The organism is Corynebacterium pseudotuberculosis (genome assembly GCF_002155265.1).
Taxonomy (GTDB): Bacteria; Actinomycetota; Actinomycetes; order Mycobacteriales; family Mycobacteriaceae; genus Corynebacterium; species Corynebacterium pseudotuberculosis.
The window spans coordinates 1,089,738-1,106,625 of sequence record NZ_CP021251.1; the positions used below are offsets into that span (position 1 = coordinate 1,089,738).

The 16,888-nt window shown below is 52.1% G+C and carries 13 protein-coding genes and 2 tRNA genes; 11 read left to right on the plus strand and 4 right to left on the minus strand.

The features are described 5' to 3' along the window. Positions 1-14: 14 nt before the first annotated feature. The gene (pepN, locus tag CpATCC19410_RS05125) at positions 15-2,630 is read right to left on the minus strand and encodes an aminopeptidase N (RefSeq protein ID WP_014401331.1); all 2,616 of its coding nucleotides are present in this window, start codon (positions 2,628-2,630) and stop codon (positions 15-17) included. A gap of 333 nt (positions 2,631-2,963) precedes the next feature. On the opposite strand from pepN, the gene CpATCC19410_RS05130 reads away from it, so the two are divergent. The 3 genes from CpATCC19410_RS05130 to CpATCC19410_RS05140 all read left to right on the plus strand — a co-directional run bounded on the left by CpATCC19410_RS05130 (position 2,964) and on the right by CpATCC19410_RS05140 (position 5,252). Next, entirely contained in the window at positions 2,964-3,584 is a 621-nt protein-coding gene (locus tag CpATCC19410_RS05130; protein WP_014367467.1) for a mycothiol-dependent nitroreductase Rv2466c family protein, read from the plus strand. Between the two features lie 66 nt (positions 3,585-3,650). Beyond that, the gene (locus tag CpATCC19410_RS05135) at positions 3,651-4,124 is read left to right on the plus strand and encodes a ribose-5-phosphate isomerase (protein WP_013242465.1); all 474 of its coding nucleotides are present in this window, start codon (positions 3,651-3,653) and stop codon (positions 4,122-4,124) included. Between the two features lie 117 nt (positions 4,125-4,241). After that, complete coding sequence (locus tag CpATCC19410_RS05140) at positions 4,242-5,252, plus strand: pirin family protein (protein WP_013242464.1); 1,011 nt, start codon at positions 4,242-4,244, stop codon at positions 5,250-5,252. 86 nt (positions 5,253-5,338) lie between these two features. On the opposite strand, the gene CpATCC19410_RS05145 is transcribed toward CpATCC19410_RS05140, so the two are convergent. Next, positions 5,339-6,115 carry a hypothetical protein gene (locus CpATCC19410_RS05145; protein ID WP_013242463.1) on the minus strand — a complete coding sequence of 259 codons (777 nt, stop codon included), beginning with the start codon at positions 6,113-6,115 and terminating at the stop codon, positions 5,339-5,341. 135 nt (positions 6,116-6,250) lie between these two features. Next, positions 6,251-6,493 carry a helix-turn-helix transcriptional regulator gene (locus CpATCC19410_RS05150; protein WP_014300878.1) on the minus strand — a complete coding sequence of 81 codons (243 nt, stop codon included), beginning with the start codon at positions 6,491-6,493 and terminating at the stop codon, positions 6,251-6,253. Between the two features lie 268 nt (positions 6,494-6,761). Here CpATCC19410_RS05150 and CpATCC19410_RS05155 point away from each other — a divergent pair. The 7 genes from CpATCC19410_RS05155 (at position 6,762) to clpX (ending at position 14,416) form a co-directional block, all read left to right on the plus strand. Further along, a tRNA-Gly gene (locus CpATCC19410_RS05155) sits at positions 6,762-6,836 on the plus strand. A 294-nt stretch (positions 6,837-7,130) separates the two neighbouring features. Then, positions 7,131-7,204: transfer RNA gene (locus CpATCC19410_RS05160), tRNA-Pro, on the plus strand. A gap of 76 nt (positions 7,205-7,280) precedes the next feature. Continuing rightward, positions 7,281-8,633: a trigger factor gene (gene tig, locus CpATCC19410_RS05165; protein ID WP_013242461.1), complete on the plus strand. Its 1,353-nt coding sequence runs from the start codon at positions 7,281-7,283 to the stop codon at positions 8,631-8,633. A gap of 210 nt (positions 8,634-8,843) precedes the next feature. Further along, positions 8,844-9,443 (plus strand): ATP-dependent Clp protease proteolytic subunit, encoded by a 600-nt coding sequence (locus CpATCC19410_RS05170; RefSeq protein WP_013242460.1) that lies wholly within the window; start codon positions 8,844-8,846, stop codon positions 9,441-9,443. A gap of 15 nt (positions 9,444-9,458) precedes the next feature. Continuing rightward, a complete protein-coding gene (locus CpATCC19410_RS05175; RefSeq protein WP_013242459.1) occupies positions 9,459-10,088 on the plus strand; it encodes an ATP-dependent Clp protease proteolytic subunit in 630 nt (209 codons plus the stop codon). 76 nt (positions 10,089-10,164) lie between these two features. Then, positions 10,165-12,969 carry an aminodeoxychorismate synthase component I gene (gene pabB / locus CpATCC19410_RS05180; RefSeq protein WP_014522456.1) on the plus strand — a complete coding sequence of 935 codons (2,805 nt, stop codon included), beginning with the start codon at positions 10,165-10,167 and terminating at the stop codon, positions 12,967-12,969. 160 nt (positions 12,970-13,129) lie between these two features. Beyond that, the gene (clpX, locus tag CpATCC19410_RS05185) at positions 13,130-14,416 is read left to right on the plus strand and encodes an ATP-dependent Clp protease ATP-binding subunit ClpX (protein ID WP_014401328.1); all 1,287 of its coding nucleotides are present in this window, start codon (positions 13,130-13,132) and stop codon (positions 14,414-14,416) included. A gap of 58 nt (positions 14,417-14,474) precedes the next feature. Here clpX and CpATCC19410_RS05190 read toward each other — a convergent pair whose 3' ends face one another. Beyond that, positions 14,475-15,233, minus strand: coding sequence for a TetR/AcrR family transcriptional regulator (locus CpATCC19410_RS05190; protein WP_013242456.1), 759 nt, complete (start codon positions 15,231-15,233; stop codon positions 14,475-14,477). Between the two features lie 613 nt (positions 15,234-15,846). Here CpATCC19410_RS05190 and CpATCC19410_RS05195 point away from each other — a divergent pair. Next, the gene (locus tag CpATCC19410_RS05195; RefSeq protein WP_013242455.1) at positions 15,847-16,827 is read left to right on the plus strand and encodes a malate dehydrogenase; all 981 of its coding nucleotides are present in this window, start codon (positions 15,847-15,849) and stop codon (positions 16,825-16,827) included. Positions 16,828-16,888 lie beyond the last annotated feature (61 nt).

Consider the following 16,888-nt stretch of genomic DNA (forward strand, 5'->3'; position numbering starts at 1 on the left):
GCGAGAAAGCAGAACTAGTGCGCATCCGCCTCACGTAGTTGCAAGGCACGCTCCTGCTCAGACATTCCTTCAGAAATCACCCGACGAACACCGGCCGGTAGAGACTGCTTGCTAAGGAACTCACGGGCGTTTTCTACTCCCTGCGCGGAAACGTCCCAGTGAGGATAGATTCCGGAAAGTGTGGCTAGCGCGACTTCAGAAGACATCTCGGCCCAGATCTTTTCCGCTAATGCGAAAATCGCGGAGTTAAATTGCGTGAGGTAGGGGCCAGATCCTGCGAAAGTCAATCCCTCAAGCTTATGGCGCAAGAAGAGATTAGAAAGGGTGTTCTTTGTATCGGTGACTTCTGCAAAGACCTCTTCCTTAGCCTTTGCATCCGGTTGTGCTGCGTATGCTCGCAATGCCGCAAGCTCGCTGGCAGAGGAGTGATCCATACTGCGTAGCTTCTCCACGCTCTCGCGTACTGCCACCCCCGTGATATCTCCGTGGGCGATGAGCGCTGTGAGTGCCCACCAGCGCAGATCAGAATCTACTGTGAGACCGGGGAGTGAAGAATCACCCGATACGATTGCAGCAAACTCAGTAGCGGCGTCTTTGGTGATGCGTATTTTTGCCAGAGCTTGAACAAAAGCCAACTGGGCATCTGAGCCAGGTTGTGCGTTATAAGCGCCTTCTAGAAGGGCATTGGCAAGCATAGCGTGTCCAGTATTGTCTGCCCACGCAGTGTCGACGTACGAGCGTACGGCCTTTGCTGCCTGACTAAGAATGCGTTCCAGCACCGCGATTTCAGTTTCAAACTGGGCGCCTCGTGCTACAAGCGTGACAAAGTCGCGAGCGCGCATCTTTCCATCTCTTGTCATTTCCCATGCAGCTGACCAGCAGAGAGTACGCGCCATAGGATCAGAGATTTTGTCGATGTTGTGGATAATAAAGTCCAACGAGTGTGGATCCAGCTGCATCAAACAATAAGTGAGGTCATCGTCGTTGACCAGTATGAGGTCAGCCTGTTCCAGGCCGAGAGCGTCTGGTACCGGTGTGTATGCGCCGTCAATGTCAATCTCAAATCGATGGGTTCTCTCCACACTGCCGTGAACAAGCGAATAAAGTCCCACGGCAATCCTGTGCGTACGCAGCTCTCCCGCGCCGGGTGCTGCTCCGCTTTGCTGGACAGCAAACTCGGAATAAACGCCATCTGTAACAGTAAAAACAGGGGAAAGCTTGTTAATACCAGTAGTTTTTAGCCATTGATCGGCCCATTGTGAGAGATCGCGGCCGGAGGCCTCTTCAAAGGCCTTCAGAAGATCATCAAAAGTTGCATTAGCAAACGCATGGTTGGCAAAGTGCTTGCGAACTCCTGCTAGGAAGGCTTCTCGCCCCACAAAAGCTTGCAGCTGTTTGAGCACCGAAGAACCTTTGGCGTAAGTAATGCCGTCAAAGTTTTGTTCAACGGTTTCAATATCAGAGGCATCGGCTGTGATCGGATGGGTGGATGGGAGTTGGTCTTGGTGATAAGCCCATGATTTTTCTACGTTGGCAAACGTGACCCATGCTGTGGAGTATTCCGTTGCCTCGGCTTGGGAAATTGCGGCGGCCCATGTGGCAAAGGATTCATTGAGCCAGAGGTCACCCCACCATTTCATAGTGACAAGGTCGCCAAACCACATGTGCGCCATCTCGTGCAGGACTGTATCGCAGCGGCGTTCATAACGGTATGCGGTGACTTTAGAAGAAAAAACATATTCATCGCGGAATGTCACCGCACCTGCGTTCTCCATGGCGCCCATATTGAACTCGGGGACAAAGATCTGGTCGTACTTGTGAAATGGGTACGCCATGCCAAAGTTCTCATGGTAGAAAGTGAATCCTTGCTTGGTTTCCCTGAATAAGGTGTCCGCATCCAGATGAGGTGCCAGCGATTTCCTGCAGTAGATAGACATCGGAATGTCTAGTGTTGTGGGTTGGTCTGCGGGGGTCTCCGGGTGATGCGTCAGTGCGCCAGACCAGGTGTCTGAGACCTCATGATAATCGCCGGCGCACAATGCGACGAGATACGTGGAGAGCTTGTAATCCACGTGTGACGTATGAATGGCCTTATCCCCAACGGCTGTTACCTCTGCATAAGCATTTGTGATTACTTTCCAGGCTTTGGGCGCCGTGATAGTAAAAGCGTAGGTTGCCTTGAGATCTGGCTGGTCAAAGCACGCAAATATGCGTTTGGCGTCAGCTGTTTCACATTGCGTGTACAGGTAGACGCGTTGGTCTTCGGGATCAATAAAACGGTGAAGTCCCTGACCGGTATGTGAATATAGGCATGAAGCCGTCACTGAGAGGGAATGCTGTCCTGGAGTTAGCCCTCGTAAGGCGAGCCCCTGGTTCTCGTCGTAGCCGGCAGATGTGAGTGAGACTGCGGTTGAGGTGATGTCTACGCCGTCGAGAAGCACTTCTGCGACGGATGCGGCTCGTAGATCAATAAAGGTATCTCCGGCTTCCTTTACTGTGAAAGACACCGTGGTAGTAGAAGGAAACTCTTTGTCTCCTTGGGTTAAGTCAAGAGCGATAGCGTAATGATGCACATCAAGGATGCGGGAACGCTGCTCGGCTTCTGCTTGCGTGAGATTAATAGAAGACATGGGGTTGGAAATCTCCTTTAGGGTGGGGAGCTAGGACCAGTCAGAGGACTAGGCCGGCCAGAGAACTAGGCAGAAAATTACGTGGGGTAGTGCGTTTGATCTGTGGTTTTACTTTACAACTGCGTGCTACAGCACAACCGATTATCGGGAAAATCTTTTTGCACAGAGCGTACACAGGGCAGAGCTGCATGTGTGGCGCGGAATGATTGCCCGGGAGAAGACGTTGAAAAGAGCAGCGCTGGGTACCTGGGAGAAACTGGGCGGCGAAACCTGGGAAGTACCCCGAAAGCGCGTTGGACGAACAACTAGCAACATAAAATGAAGGAGACTCCTATGACCGAACAAGTGACATTCTGGTTTGACGTGAGCTGCCCTTTTTGCTGGGTGACCTCTCGGTGGATCAAAGAGGTAGAACAGGTGCGTGATATCCAAGTTGAATGGGTACCTATGAGTCTTTCTGTTCTCAATGAAGGTCGGGAAGAACTACCGGAAGACTATAAAGAGAAGATGAAGGCAAACTGGGGTCCAGCGCGTGTGTTTGCAGCAGTGGCCGCACAATATCCAGAGAAGCTTGATGAACTCTATACAGCCATGGGAACTGAGATTCATAATAACGGGCAAGGAGGCAAGACAGGATTTGGAGCCTATGATGCGATTATCAAGGCTGCAGTGTCTGAGGTTGGTTTAGACCCTGCATTGGCAGAGGTTGCTAACACGGAAACCTGGGATAAGAAACTGCGTGAATACCATCACGGAGCCATGGAATTAGTGGGTAACGATGTAGGAACACCAGTAATCAAACTGGGCGAGACCGCGTTCTTTGGCCCGGTTATCACCAGAGTTCCTCGTGGAGAAGAAGCCGGAAAGCTTTTCGACGCCTCCATCGCGCTAGGTTCCTACCCTTATTTCTTTGAACTAAAGCGATCGAGGACCGAGAATCCTCGTTTTGACTAGTCCCGTAGTCATTGAAGCGATTTGTTTCCATTCCTAATAAGGCACGATGCTATACACTTTGAAACTATGCGCGTTTACCTCGGAGCGGACCATGCAGGGTTCGATATGAAGAACATCATCGCGGAGCACCTCAAGACCAAGGGACATGAGGTTATCGATTGCGGTGCACACACCTATGACGCCCAGGATGACTACCCGGCGTATTGCATTGAGGCTGCTAGCCGTGTGGTCAATGATCCCGGTTCGCTTGGCATTGTCTTGGGAGGCTCGGGCAACGGCGAGCAAATCGCAGCGAACAAAGTAAAAGGCGCTCGCTGTGCGTTGGCATGGTCGGTAGAAACCGCCCGGTTAGCTCGTGAGCACAATAATGCTCAGCTGATCGGTTTGGGTGGCCGGATGCATTCCGAAGAAGAAGCACTGCAGATTGTTGACGCCTTTATCCAGCAGGAATGGAGTAAAGAGGAACGCCACCAGCGGCGCATCGATATTCTTTCTGAATATGAACGCACGGGAATCGCACCAGCGATTCCAGAAGCCTAATTTTTTAAACAGCACTACGGCTATTGACTAAAAACTAATGATCCCTGATATCCGATACCTCTTTATGGGGCAGTGATACCGGGGATTTATTAGTACGCGTATCGGAGGGAGAGGAATATGGAAGACATAAAGAGCGGCAGTCAGACCAGACGAGTGCCGGTGGAAATAATTACTGCCCGGGAGGTTCCCCTTGGTGGACTGCGTGCGATGACTGTGCGTCGAACGCTGCCTCAGAAGAAACGAACGCTGATCGGAGCCTGGTGCTTTGTAGATCACTATGGTCCAGATGATGTTTCTCAAACTGGTGGCATGGATGTGGCACCGCACCCTCATAGCGGTTTGCAGACAGTCAGCTGGCTGTTTCGTGGGGAAATAGAACACCGCGACTCTGGAAGCAACGTAGGCATAGTGCGTCCCGGAGAAGTTAATTTGATGACTTCCGGTGCTGGAATTTGCCATTCGGAGGTTTCCACGGCAACCACAGGTACTCTCCACGGCGTGCAACTCTGGGTTGCCCTGCCGGAATCGGTACGCGAGACAGCACCCCGTTCCTTCGAGCATTATGCACCCGACCCCATAGAGCTGGAAGAGGGCCAGGCAATAGTCTTTCTTGGCGAGCTCTGTGGTGCGAAAAGCCCGGTAAAAACGTTTACGCCACTGGTAGGGGCAGAAATATGTATCCGGAAGAATTCCTCCCTCACCCTAGCCCTAGATTCGACTTTTGAGCATGGGGTGCTTGTCGACGCCGGCATGATCGCAGTAGAAGGCGTTTCCATTCCTCATGCGGCGCTTGCTTACGTGGGGGTAGGTGCAGATCACATCGTGATAACCAACCAAAGCGATAGCGACGGCAGGGTGCTGCTCATTGGTGGGCAGCCGTTCGCGGAAGAAATCGTCATGTGGTGGAACTTTGTAGGGCGATCAACCGAGGACATCCGTAAAGCCCGACAAGAGTGGCAGGCTCATACAGACCGATTTGGCAAGGTTACTGGGTATCAGGGGCACGGCGGGACAAACGATGCGGGAGAAGGAATCAACTCGCAAGGGCTGGCCCGGATTGAGGCCCCTACTTTGCCTAACGCAACCTTACGTCCGCGACGCAATCCAGCGCCGTATGCACGACCGTAGACAACAAGAGTTTACGCACAAATAAAGTGCCCACGCATGCGAGAAGCGTGGGCACTTGTATCAAGAATCTTGGGGACTTTTAGGGCTTAGAAATCAAAGTCAAATCCGCCGCCATCACCGTCGCCACCGAAAAAACCATCAAAGAATCCGCCGTCATCGCCGGAATCTCCTCCTGCGTCTCCGCCTCCGTTGGCTGCTAGGCCTTCTGCATAACCCTTATCAAAGCCGGATTCAAAGGCATTAGCGCTGTACCCGACGCCGGACATACCGTTGAACAGTGAGCTAAAGAGAAAAGCGGATCCTGCGGTCCACAAGCCAGTGCGCAAGGCACCGGCCCACCAAGGCTCGGAGTACCAGCCGGCGGGAACTGGCCGACCGGCGACCATTCCACCCGGATAGTAATTCGGAGTATCGGGGGTGGCTTGAGGCGAAGCTGTGATCTGCTGTCCCTCGAATTCGATGGTCCGGTTTTCCGTAACCTTACCTGCTTGACGCTGGCCCTCTAGAGGCGGCAGCTCAGGACCAGCGGGTAACCCCATGATCTCGCGAGCAGCATTCACATAGTGCAAGCCTTCTAACGCAGACTCGCGTGCTAGCTCGGCTTGGCGCACAGTAGTGGCCGTACTGATTTGGGATGATGCTGCATTGTAGCGTTCCGAGGCATCAGCAATGGCCTGTGTGGAGGCTGCGTCGGTACCTGAAATGGTGAGCACTTGTGATCCCAGCCGTTCGATCCAACGGCGAGCCTCTGCGATTGAGTCTTGGAGATTGTCCGACTCGATCTGTTGGTTGCTTTTGTTGCCTCGGCTCAAGAAGAAGATCGCACCGCCGACAACAAGGACGACAAGTAATAACGCAATCATTGTGAATGCCTCCGTGGAAAATTGGGGACGTTAACTACACCTAACAACGTTTCAAAGAAATAAAAGTTCCTCAGCCTAACCTTTATGGTGGTAGGGCTGAGGAATGAGGTGGGAGAAGCTCTGTATGACGTGATTTTATTTGTCGGTGACGGGGTCTTCAGGCTCTGGATCCTTTACTGCATTGCGAGCGTTGACCCATTCTTTGACTGCTTCGGAATCCCACAGGGTTAGACCATGATGTTTAGCTACGGGGGAAGGGGCACGTCCTCGACCTGCATAACTCGTAAATGTGCCTCGAGCCGTGCCCGAGAACTCTGCGCAGTCATTTGCGGTCCACAATTCGCGGCCGGTATCTGCGTCGATGATCTTCGGTTGCATAAAAAACATAATAACTCACTAATCAATAATGTGTCTTTTTGTGCAGGTTATCGGGTTTTGCCTTTGGTTTTGTGTGAGATTTTAAGCTTCTATAGAGGTGAAAATTTCAGAGAAATTATGCGGAAAAGCTTGGTTATGCCAGAAGTGTAAGGGGTATGAAGGTAGTTATTTATTGGGTAAAAGTCGCAGGAAATGCTGCAGTTTTGTTCTTATCGCGAAAGTCCGCTACTGTTATGCGCACAGCGTTCGATGCAATACAAACGCCAAAGGGAATGTCGTATAGTGGCTAATACCTCAGCCTTCCAAGCTGAAGACGCGGGTTCGATTCCCGTCATTCCCTCCACTTTTTTAAACCGGTGGCCTTGAATCAAGGTCGCCGGTTTTTTCTGCGTGATGCTTGTGGCGTCTGGGTTGGCGTTGTGTGGCGGGGGAGGGGTGGAACATGTTGGGGTGTGTGGGGTGTTCTAATAGCATGGCTAGACTTTCTTTTTTATGTGTCCTGACCTGCTGTTTTGGGAAAAACGATTCTATGGCGTAATTTTTTAGGGGCAGCTTGTACACTGCAAGTACGAACTTGGTGCGAGGAACTCGTATGTCATGTTTGTATTGTGTGCGCGTTTGTTTGAAAGTTCGACAACGGGACGTGGCGCAGTTTGGTAGCGCACCTGCTTTGGGAGCAGGGGGTCGCAGGTTCAAATCCTGTCGTCCCGACGTAGATCCCTCCACTTGGTAAGGGTGGAGGGATTTTTTAAATTTATTAAGTACCCAACGATCAGGAGAATGACTCGTGAAGAGTTCCGTCGAAAAGCTGAGCGACACCCGCGTCAAGCTCAACGTTGAGGTTCCTTTCGAGGAGCTGAAGTCTGAGATCGATCAGGCCTACAAGGCGTTGGCTCAGCAAATCAACATTCCAGGCTTCCGCCGTGGCAAAGCACCGCGCCAGCTTATCGACGCACGCATTGGCCGTGGGCCAGTCCTGGAGCAGGTTGTAAACGATATGCTCCCTGCTCGTTACCAGCAGGCCTGTGAAGAGAACGAGCTCGTGGTCTTGGGTCAGCCTGCCATTGATATCACCAAGATTGAAGACAACGACGTTGTCGAGTTCACCGCTGAGGTTGATATCCGTCCGGAAATCACGGTCCCAGACTTCGCTGAATTCAACGTAGAGGTTCCTGCGCTAAAGGTCGATGAAGAAGCCGTTGATGCTGAGATCGATCGCTTGCGTGAGCGTTTTGGTGAGTTGAAAGACACCAAGCGCAAGCTGAAGACCAACGATTTTGCCACCATTGATCTTGCCGCTTCTGTTGACGGTGAGGCAATTGAAGAGGCAGTAACCGAGGGCATGTCTTACCAGGTTGGTGCCGGCGATCTGATCGATGGTCTTGATACCGCTCTCCGTGGCCTGAAGACCGGTGAGTCTGCAGAGTTCACCACAACTCTTCAAGCTGGTGAATACGCTGGTAAAGAGGCAACCGTTACCGTAACTGTTCAGCAGACCAAGGAACGCAAGCTTCCTGAGGTTGATGAAGAATTTGTGCAGATGGCTTCCGAGTTTGACACGGTTGAGGAACTCCGCGAGTCCGTCACTGCTCAGGTTGAGGAAAAAGCAAAGGCCGCACAGGCAACCGCTATCCGCGATGAGGTTTTGAAGGTGGCTCTTGCAGAGTCCACATTCGAGCTTCCGGAGGGCGTTGTTAATGAGCAGGTTGAAGCCCAGCTGCACCAGCTGCTTGGTCAGCTCGCTCACGATGAAGCTGCTTTGAATGCTGCTCTTGAGGCTCAGGGAACTACTCGTGAAGACTTTGATGCAGAGAACCGCAAGAACTCTGAAGAGGCAGTTCGCACCCAGCTGTTCCTCGATGCACTTGCAGAGCAGGAAACACCTGAGGTGTCTCAGCAGGAGCTAACTGACCATATCCTCTTCACCGCGCAGAGCTATGGTATGGATCCAAATCAGTTTGTTGCACAGCTACAGCAGACCGGCCAAATCGCTAACTTGTTCTCCGATGTTCGCCGTGGCAAGGCTTTGGCAGCCGCTATCTGCCGCGTCTCCGTTAAGGATGAGGATGGCAACGTGGTTGATCCATCTCAATACTTCGGTGAAGAAGAGGCAGAGGCTTCCGAGGACGAGGCTAAGTAATAAGCTCTTAAACATAAAGACCTCAATGAGTCATTCAGTACTCGTTGAGGTCTTTTGTGCTGTCTCTAGATCGGATACTGTCCCTGGTTGTTAGTTTGTCCTACGCTGTGAGCGAACAGGTGCCATGGGGGGACTAATAGGCAGGTAACGTGGGTTGCATTCGATAGTCACGTGGCTGGCTAAAAATAAAAATCTGTAAGGAGTACTGGAATGAGTGACCAGATCCGCATGGCTCAGGGCAGCACTGGCCTGAACCTGAGTGATTCCGTGTATGAGCGCCTTTTGCGTGAGCGGATTATCTTCCTTGGAACGCAGGTAGATGATGAGATTGCGAATAAGCTCTGCGCGCAGATCTTGTTGCTATCAGCTGAGGACCCAAACCGCGATATTTCCCTGTACATTAATTCGCCAGGTGGTTCTGTGACAGCTGGTATGGCTATTTATGACACAATGAAGTACTCGCCGTGCGATATCGCTACGTACGGCATGGGGCTAGCTGCTTCCATGGGGCAGTTCTTGCTTTCCGGAGGCACAAAAGGGAAGCGTTATGCGCTTCCTCACGCACGTATTATGATGCACCAGCCTTCGGCGGGCGTAGGTGGAACCGCCGCTGATATTGCTATCCAGGCTGAACAGTTTGCGCAGACTAAGCGTGAGATGGCTGAGCTTATTGCAGAGCACACTGGTCAGACTTTTGAGCAGATTACCAAGGACTCTGATCGTGACCGTTGGTTTACTGCTGCGCAGGCTAAAGAATATGGCATCGTTGATCACGTGATTGCGTCCGCACAAGGTCCGCTTTCTAACTAAGGCAGGAGAATATAAATGACTACTTCAGGAATGCAGATGCCCTCTGCTCGCTACGTGCTGCCTTCGTTTATCGAGCACTCCACCTATGGCACAAAAGAGACTAATCCTTACGCCAAGCTCTTTGAAGAGCGCATTATCTTCTTGGGTACCCAGGTGGATGATACCTCTGCTAATGACATCATGGCTCAGCTTCTGGTGCTGGAGGGGCTAGACCCCGACCGGGACATCACAATGTACATCAACTCCCCGGGTGGGTCTTTCACCTCTTTGATGGCTATTTATGACACCATGCAATACGTGCGTCCTGATGTGCGTACTGTCTGCTTGGGCCAGGCGGCGTCGGCAGCAGCGGTGTTGCTTGCTGCGGGCGCGCCCGGTAAGCGTGCCTGCCTGCCTAACTCTCGTGTGCTGATTCACCAGCCCGCTACCCAAGGGACTCAAGGGCAGGTCTCAGATCTGGAGATCCAGGCTAAAGAAATCGAGCGTATGCGTACTCTGATGGAGCAGACGCTATCTCGCCACACTGGCCGTACGCCTGAGCAAGTTCGCATTGATACTGATCGCGATAAGATTCTCACTGCTCAGGAAGCTGTTGAATACGGAATCATTGATCAGGTTTTTGATTATCGCAAACTAAACGGCTAACGCATTCTAGCTTTGAAAAAGTCCCCGCAACGCCCTAAATTATTGGTGTTGCGGGGACTTTGCCATAATCGAGAGAGTGATTACACCTGCTTGGGATGCGAGGGGACGTCGAAAAGCTAGCGGCGAGCCCGAGGGGACAGCTCTCCACGTTTTAGTCATCGATAATTACGATTCTTTTACGTACAACATCGTGGACTACCTTGCTCGTTGCGGGGCTGAGGTCACGGTTATGCGTAACGACGCCCCCCTTGATCCCCGCCGAGTCCTCAAGCAGAGTAGCGCTTCCCTTGATGCCTTTGACGCAGTTGTCATTTCCCCGGGTCCTGGCAGTCCTACCATCCCTTCAGACTTGGGAATCTCCGCTGCGGTGTTAGAGCACGCGGAAGTGCCAGTGCTTGGCATATGCCTTGGCATGCAGGCGATGGCTTATGTCGAGGGCGGAAGAGTGGACAAAGCACCCGAGCCAGTTCACGGCAGGGAAGACGTAATCTGCGTGACTTCAGAGGATCCTCTATGGGAGGGAATCGCGGATTCTTTCACTGTGGTGCGCTATCACTCTCTCATGGTCACAGAAGTTCCCAGGTGTATGAGGGTTACCGCTAGGAATGCTGAGGGGCTTGTAATGGCCCTAGAACATAAGACAAAACCATGGTGGGGGGTGCAATTCCATCCAGAGTCTATAGGCAGCGAGCATGGCGAGCAGCTCATTGGCAACTTTTTGGCCATAGCGGCGCAGCATACGCAAGAACCCCGGGGAAGACGGGCGCACACGCAAGGCCAAGAGAATGTCCGTGTTGCCCAAACTCAGTCTGTTGCGGTCTATGAGTTAGCTGCTCCCGAAGAGGTGGAGCCGGTCGATATCTTTGTGGCCCTCGGAGGACAAGGCGCGCTGATGGAATTTGAGGGGAAGAGCATCATCGCGCCCTATACCAGTGGAGAAACGATCAGCGGTCTTGAAGACATTGCTCAGAGCATGGACTCATACCCTCAGGTGAGCATCGAGCCTAACAATGGCGTTACCCCCTTGGCGCTACCCGGTTGGTTTGGTTATTTAGGCTATGAGGCAAACCATTCTGATTTTGGCCCTCAATCCCAGGCTCAGGTTCCTGCCTCCGGTGAATCAATAAAAATGTTTTTTGCCGAGCGGATTGTGGTGATTGAGCAAGGGCGTATGCAATTGGTCGCACTCGTGCCGCAACACGATGCCGGGGTCCGGGCGCTCGTAGAATGGCGTAATGCCGTGATGACGCGGATACGAGCCGCTGCCCCCGTGGGGAAATTCGATTCAGCTGCGGTAGGCCGGCTACACGTGAGGGAATCGCGAAGGAAGTATCTTCAGAGCATCGCCAAGATCCACGACCTCATTGGCCAAGGCTCAACCTATGAGGTATGTCTGACCACCCAGCTAGAAGCAGAAAGCGATGGCGATTTTGATGCCCCCGCCGCATACAAACGCCTCACCGAGATTGCCCCGGCTCCCATGCGCTCCTTGCTTGTCTTGGATGGTACCCACGTGGTGAGCTCATCGCCGGAACGGTTTTTAAAAATTAGCCAAGGGATCGTATCTTCAGAGCCCATCAAAGGTACTCGCGCGCGGTATCAAGACCCGGAAAAAGACGCAGAAATGCGGCAAGACTTGGCCACAAATAAGAAGGACCGAGCAGAAAACCTCATGATCGTGGACCTGGTACGCAATGACCTTGCGCATGTGTGTGAGCCTGGCAGCGTACGGGTAGATGAACTATGCCAAGTAAAAACTTTTGCCAGGGCACATCAATTGGTCTCCACAATTAGCGGAAAATTGAAACCTTCTGTGACCCCCGCGGAGGTGATTCGTGCGGCCTTCCCCGGTGGATCGATGACGGGTGCTCCTAAGTATCGGACGATGGAGATCATCGCAAAGCTAGAGGGACACCCCCGCGGGGTCTATTCCGGGGCGATCGGTTTTATTACCGTGGATGGGAGCATGGATCTGGCGATGACCATACGCACTGCAGTGGTGCAAAAGCAGCGACTTAGCTATGGGGTGGGCGGAGCCGTCATCGCGCTATCTTCTGCAGACGCAGAATGGGATGAGATAGCAACAAAATCTGCGCCTTTGCTGAGCCTCGTCGAGCAGAATTTTCCCCACGAAGAGCTTCTGGAACACGATGGCACACGGCTACGGCCAGCGCTCCAAACAGCTCCGCCGACTGTGGTGGATTCCTTTTTGCTTGTCGACGGCCACGTTCGGGGGTTCGACTCCCATTGCCGGAGATTCCGATCAAGCTGTTTAGCTCTGCAGACAGCGGAAGAAGAAGAGATCGATAGGTTTTTGGCTGCTGTGAAGCGAGAGCTTCCTTTACACGGGAAGTGGTTCCCGCGCCTGGAGAGCCTCCCTGGCGGAAAAATGTACGTGAGGTTCCGGCCTGCCCCGAGGCGTCGTGAAGCTACGACGCTAACCACCGTTATACTGCAGCGCGGGCAGATACAGCATCCGACGCTCAAGGGACCCGATCTGGCAGAGCTAATAAAAATCAAAAATACAGTGTCTACTGATGACGCCTTGCTTGTTTCCCCACGGGGAATACATGAGACGACAACTGCGGCTCTCTTGGCATGGAAAAACAATGAGCTTGTGTCCATGGGGACAGAGCGCCTGGCCTCAGTGACCGAGCACGCGGTCCGAAAAATTGCCCAGGATCTGGGTTATCGAGTGACTCAGAAAACGTATGACCGCGCGGCGCTAGATGGCGTGGAACTATGGGTTGTCAATGCGTTACACGGAATTTCTCGGGTGAGTGAACTCGATGGTGAGCCACTGCCGTGTGACGCTCAACGTCTAGAACAATTTCGCAGCATGCTGGCTGGCCAGCAACAGTCCCTAATCGGAGAAAACTAAAGGATAATTCTGCTACGGTGGATTGTCTTGTGCCTTGAGATAGTAGGCGCTGGGCGCGTATGGGCCGTTAGTTTGACGCACCCGCTAAAGTGAAGGACAGTCGATTACTAATCCGTTAGGCCGCTGACGGCTGGGAAGAATTGAGAGCTTCAACCTCACCATGACACGTATGCAAGAAAGCGCTGACCTGCTCAAATGCTCCTTCTGTGGGAAGAGCCAAAAGCAGGTGAAGAAGCTGATCGCGGGTGGCGGAGTTTATATCTGCGATGAGTGTATCGAACTATGCAATGAGATCATCGAGGAAGAGCTCAGAACTGCTGCTGAGGAGAAGCGAGAAGAAGGCAGCAAGCTACCGCGTCCTTCGGAGATTTCCGCGTTCCTTGATAAGTATGTGATTGGGCAAGATGACGCTAAGCGGATCTTGTCTGTGGCAGTTTATAACCACTACAAACGAGTGCGCGCTGAAGAGTCCCGCGTTCTGAGCTCCCGCAAGAACAAAGACGATGAGACCGAACTACAAAAGTCCAACATTTTGATGCTTGGGCCCACAGGCTCAGGAAAAACGTATCTTGCCCAAACCCTGGCTAGGCTTCTCGACGTTCCCTTTGCCATCGCAGATGCTACGTCGCTGACAGAGGCTGGTTATGTTGGTGAAGACGTAGAGAATATCCTTTTGAAGCTGCTTCAGGCAGCAGAATTTGATGTACAGCGTGCGCAGCGGGGAATTATCTATGTTGATGAGGTAGATAAGATTTCTCGGAAGTCGGACAATCCGTCCATTACACGCGACGTGTCCGGTGAAGGCGTCCAGCAAGCATTGCTCAAGATCCTAGAGGGAACAGTGGCTTCTATTCCCCCTCAAGGTGGGCGTAAGCATCCCAATCAGGACTTTATCCAGCTGGATACCTCAAATATTTTGTTTATCGTCGCAGGAGCCTTTGCCGGGCTGGAAAAGGTTATCGAGGAACGCCGCGGTAAAAAGGGCATTGGTTTTGGCGCCGAGTTGACGTCCAAAGAAGATATTGACCAGATCGACGTGTTCAAAGAAGTCTTGCCAGAAGACCTGGTTAAGTTTGGACTGATACCGGAGTTCATTGGTCGATTGCCTATTGTTGCCACCGTGGGGAATTTGGACCAACGGTCCCTAGTCAAGGTGCTTACAGAGCCTAAAAATTCCCTAGTAAAGCAGTATCAGCGGCTTTTTGAGATGGACGATGTGGTCCTAGAATTTGATGATGACGCCCTTGAGATCATTGCTGACCTAGCGATAGAGCGCGGTACTGGTGCGCGAGGTCTACGGGCCATCATGGAAGAGCTTCTGGTTCCTGTTATGTACGACATCCCGGATAGGGAAGACGTGGGGGTAGTCACGGTGACAGCAGCATCGGTGCGAGGCGAAGAACCTCCTCAGATGGCTGAGCAAGCTGATGAAGAAAAGACAGCGTAAAAATTAAACAAAAGCGGTTCCACTAGGGCAGTGGAACCGCTTTTTAGCTATGGATTATTTAAGAAAATGGATCCGCGTCAACCTGGTAGGAGGCTTCCTCCATGCTGCGGGTGATTGAATCACTGGGGGCCGTTGACGTGAGATAGCTGACGTCATCAGAGCCCTTGAGATTTGATGTAAGAAAAGCTAGAACCGCGTCGACCGCCAGACGCGCCATTCCTTGAGTGTTGTCCTCATCCATCATGTCCACGCTGTAGAGATTGAGGGTGGTGGAGCGAGAATTGACGCGGAAGACCGCTAGCGAGGCGATAAGGGTAAACACATCTTGGGCAGAAATTCCAGGGCGGAATGCGCCGGCATCTTGTCCCAGCATGAGTAGCTTGTCTAGCTGCAGCATGATAGAAGATTGATCGGAAAGCGGGCTAGCCTCCGCGATTTTGCCAAAGTGGTGCAGGTTTTCCATCTGCAAGATGCGAATGGACTCGGGGTGCATTACATATGTTCGGAAAACAGCCTCTACGACCTTGCGGACCCCATCCACCGGAACCGGCGTTTCTAGCTGCATTTCCTCTGCCGGAGGTCTGAGTCTGCGTACGGCTTCCTCCAGACACCTACGATAAAGACCCTTTTTATCACCAAAGTGATAATGGATCATTCGCTTAGACATCCCGGATTGCTTTGCGATTGCTTCGAGCTTGGCGTCTGAGAAGCCGAATTCGGAGAACATCTCTAGAGCAATTGCGAGAACCGCCTGCGGGGAGACCTCTGGAGTGTTATCTACCGACGCATTCTCGATGTGATCCACAGTGCCGTTCACGATGTACTCCTATCTCGAACAATGATGTTGAGGACTGATACGTGGGTTGATTCATCCTCGTGAAATATATATGAAATATATAGATAAATTAGTGATATTTTTAACTGTTTCCTCCATAGAGAGTTTCATCCTATGTCAGTGCAGACACAGGTTGATGAGAGATAAAAACGAAAAACTTTTAGAGGAAGCAAGAGGAAAACACTACCCTCGTGGCTAAAGATAGTCGAAAAGTGCTGGGTTTCACTGTTAAAGGCTATTCGGGGCTGACGTCTCAGGCATTTTGGGGGTGTTTGGGATGTTTTACGGGTTTCCTTCTCCTTAGATACTCCAGCGCGGTTGTCGGTGAATCGCGGCTAAAACTGCACTTTCGGGGGTAAAATAAGCCAATTTGAACAGGTGTTGAAATTCACATGTGATCATTGTCTTGTGCTAGTGACCAGGGGAAACGGTGATTTGATAGGCAAAAAAGTAGCGTTCCTACTACTCTTAAGAGTGGTATTTGACGTAGTTCACAGCCGTGCAGAGTAATTGCTTGGTACCACCATGATGGACAGTCGTGCGGTGTGAGCGTCGAATAAAGCTCGGTTCTTTATTTGTAAGGAGTACAACTCACATGAATCACGCTGTGAAGAAAATTGCTGTCACTGGCGCTGCTGGGCAAATTGCCTATTCTTTGCTGTGGCGTATTGCCAATGGTGATGTGTATGGCAAAGATACCCCCATTGAGCTTCAGCTCCTTGAGATCCCTCAGGCAATTGGTGGCGCTGAGGGCGTCGCTATGGAATTGCTTGATTCGGCCTTCCCGCTTCTGAAGAACATCACTGTGACTGATTCCGCCGATGTTGCTTTTGACGGTACAAACGCAGCGTTCCTCGTGGGTGCAAAGCCACGAGGGAAAGGCGAAGAGCGGGCTGCGCTGCTAACTGCCAACGGTAAGATTTTTGGCCCACAGGGTGACGCCTTGAACCGCAATGCCGCAGACGATATTCGCGTCTTGGTTGTGGGAAATCCCGCCAACACTAATGCCCTGATTGCACAGTCCGCCGCCAAAGACATTCCAGCTGATCGTTTCAACGCCATGATGCGTTTGGATCATAACCGTGGAATCTCCCAGCTGGCGGATAAGATTGACCGTGATAAGAACGAGATTGAGAACTTTGTTGTGTGGGGTAACCACTCCGCAGGTCAGTTCCCGGACATTGCCTATGCAACTGTGGGTGGGGAAAAACTGGCTGATTTGGTAGACGACGCATGGTACCGCAACGAATTCATTCCGCGCGTTGCTAAGCGAGGCGCTGAGATTATTGAAGTCCGTGGGAAGTCTTCGGCTGCCTCGGCTGCTTCCTCTGCAATTGACCATATGCATGACTGGATCAATGGGACTGCAGGGCAATGGCGTACGGCTGCTATCCCTTCGGATGGTTCCTATGGCGTGCCAGAGGGACTGATCTTTGGTTTCCCAACCATTGCTGCAGACGGCGAATGGAAGATTGTTGATGGCCTTGAGCTTTCGGACTTCCAGAAAGAAAGCATTGCTCGTAACGTGAAGGAACTCGAAGAGGAGCGCGCGGCTGTTGCCGAGCTGCTGAAGTAGCTCTTCCATAGCGTTTTCCAAGAATAATGCTCCCGATAGGGCCTCTTGAGGTTCTTGAATC

Coding starts and splice junctions, on each gene's coding strand:
- CpATCC19410_RS05135 (WP_013242465.1), top strand. CDS start 3,651: ATGCGCGTTTACCTCGGAGCGGACCATGCAGGGTTCGATATGAAGAAC.
- CpATCC19410_RS05145 (WP_013242463.1), bottom strand. CDS start 6,115: ATGATTGCGTTATTACTTGTCGTCCTTGTTGTCGGCGGTGCGATCTTC.
- CpATCC19410_RS05195 (WP_013242455.1), top strand. CDS start 15,847: ATGAATCACGCTGTGAAGAAAATTGCTGTCACTGGCGCTGCTGGGCAA.
- CpATCC19410_RS05130 (WP_014367467.1), top strand. CDS start 2,964: ATGACCGAACAAGTGACATTCTGGTTTGACGTGAGCTGCCCTTTTTGC.
- CpATCC19410_RS05170 (WP_013242460.1), top strand. CDS start 8,844: ATGAGTGACCAGATCCGCATGGCTCAGGGCAGCACTGGCCTGAACCTG.
- CpATCC19410_RS05140 (WP_013242464.1), top strand. CDS start 4,242: ATGGAAGACATAAAGAGCGGCAGTCAGACCAGACGAGTGCCGGTGGAA.
- pepN (WP_014401331.1), bottom strand. CDS start 2,630: ATGTCTTCTATTAATCTCACGCAAGCAGAAGCCGAGCAGCGTTCCCGC.
- CpATCC19410_RS05150 (WP_014300878.1), bottom strand. CDS start 6,493: ATGCAACCGAAGATCATCGACGCAGATACCGGCCGCGAATTGTGGACC.
- clpX (WP_014401328.1), top strand. CDS start 13,130: ATGACACGTATGCAAGAAAGCGCTGACCTGCTCAAATGCTCCTTCTGT.
- CpATCC19410_RS05175 (WP_013242459.1), top strand. CDS start 9,459: ATGACTACTTCAGGAATGCAGATGCCCTCTGCTCGCTACGTGCTGCCT.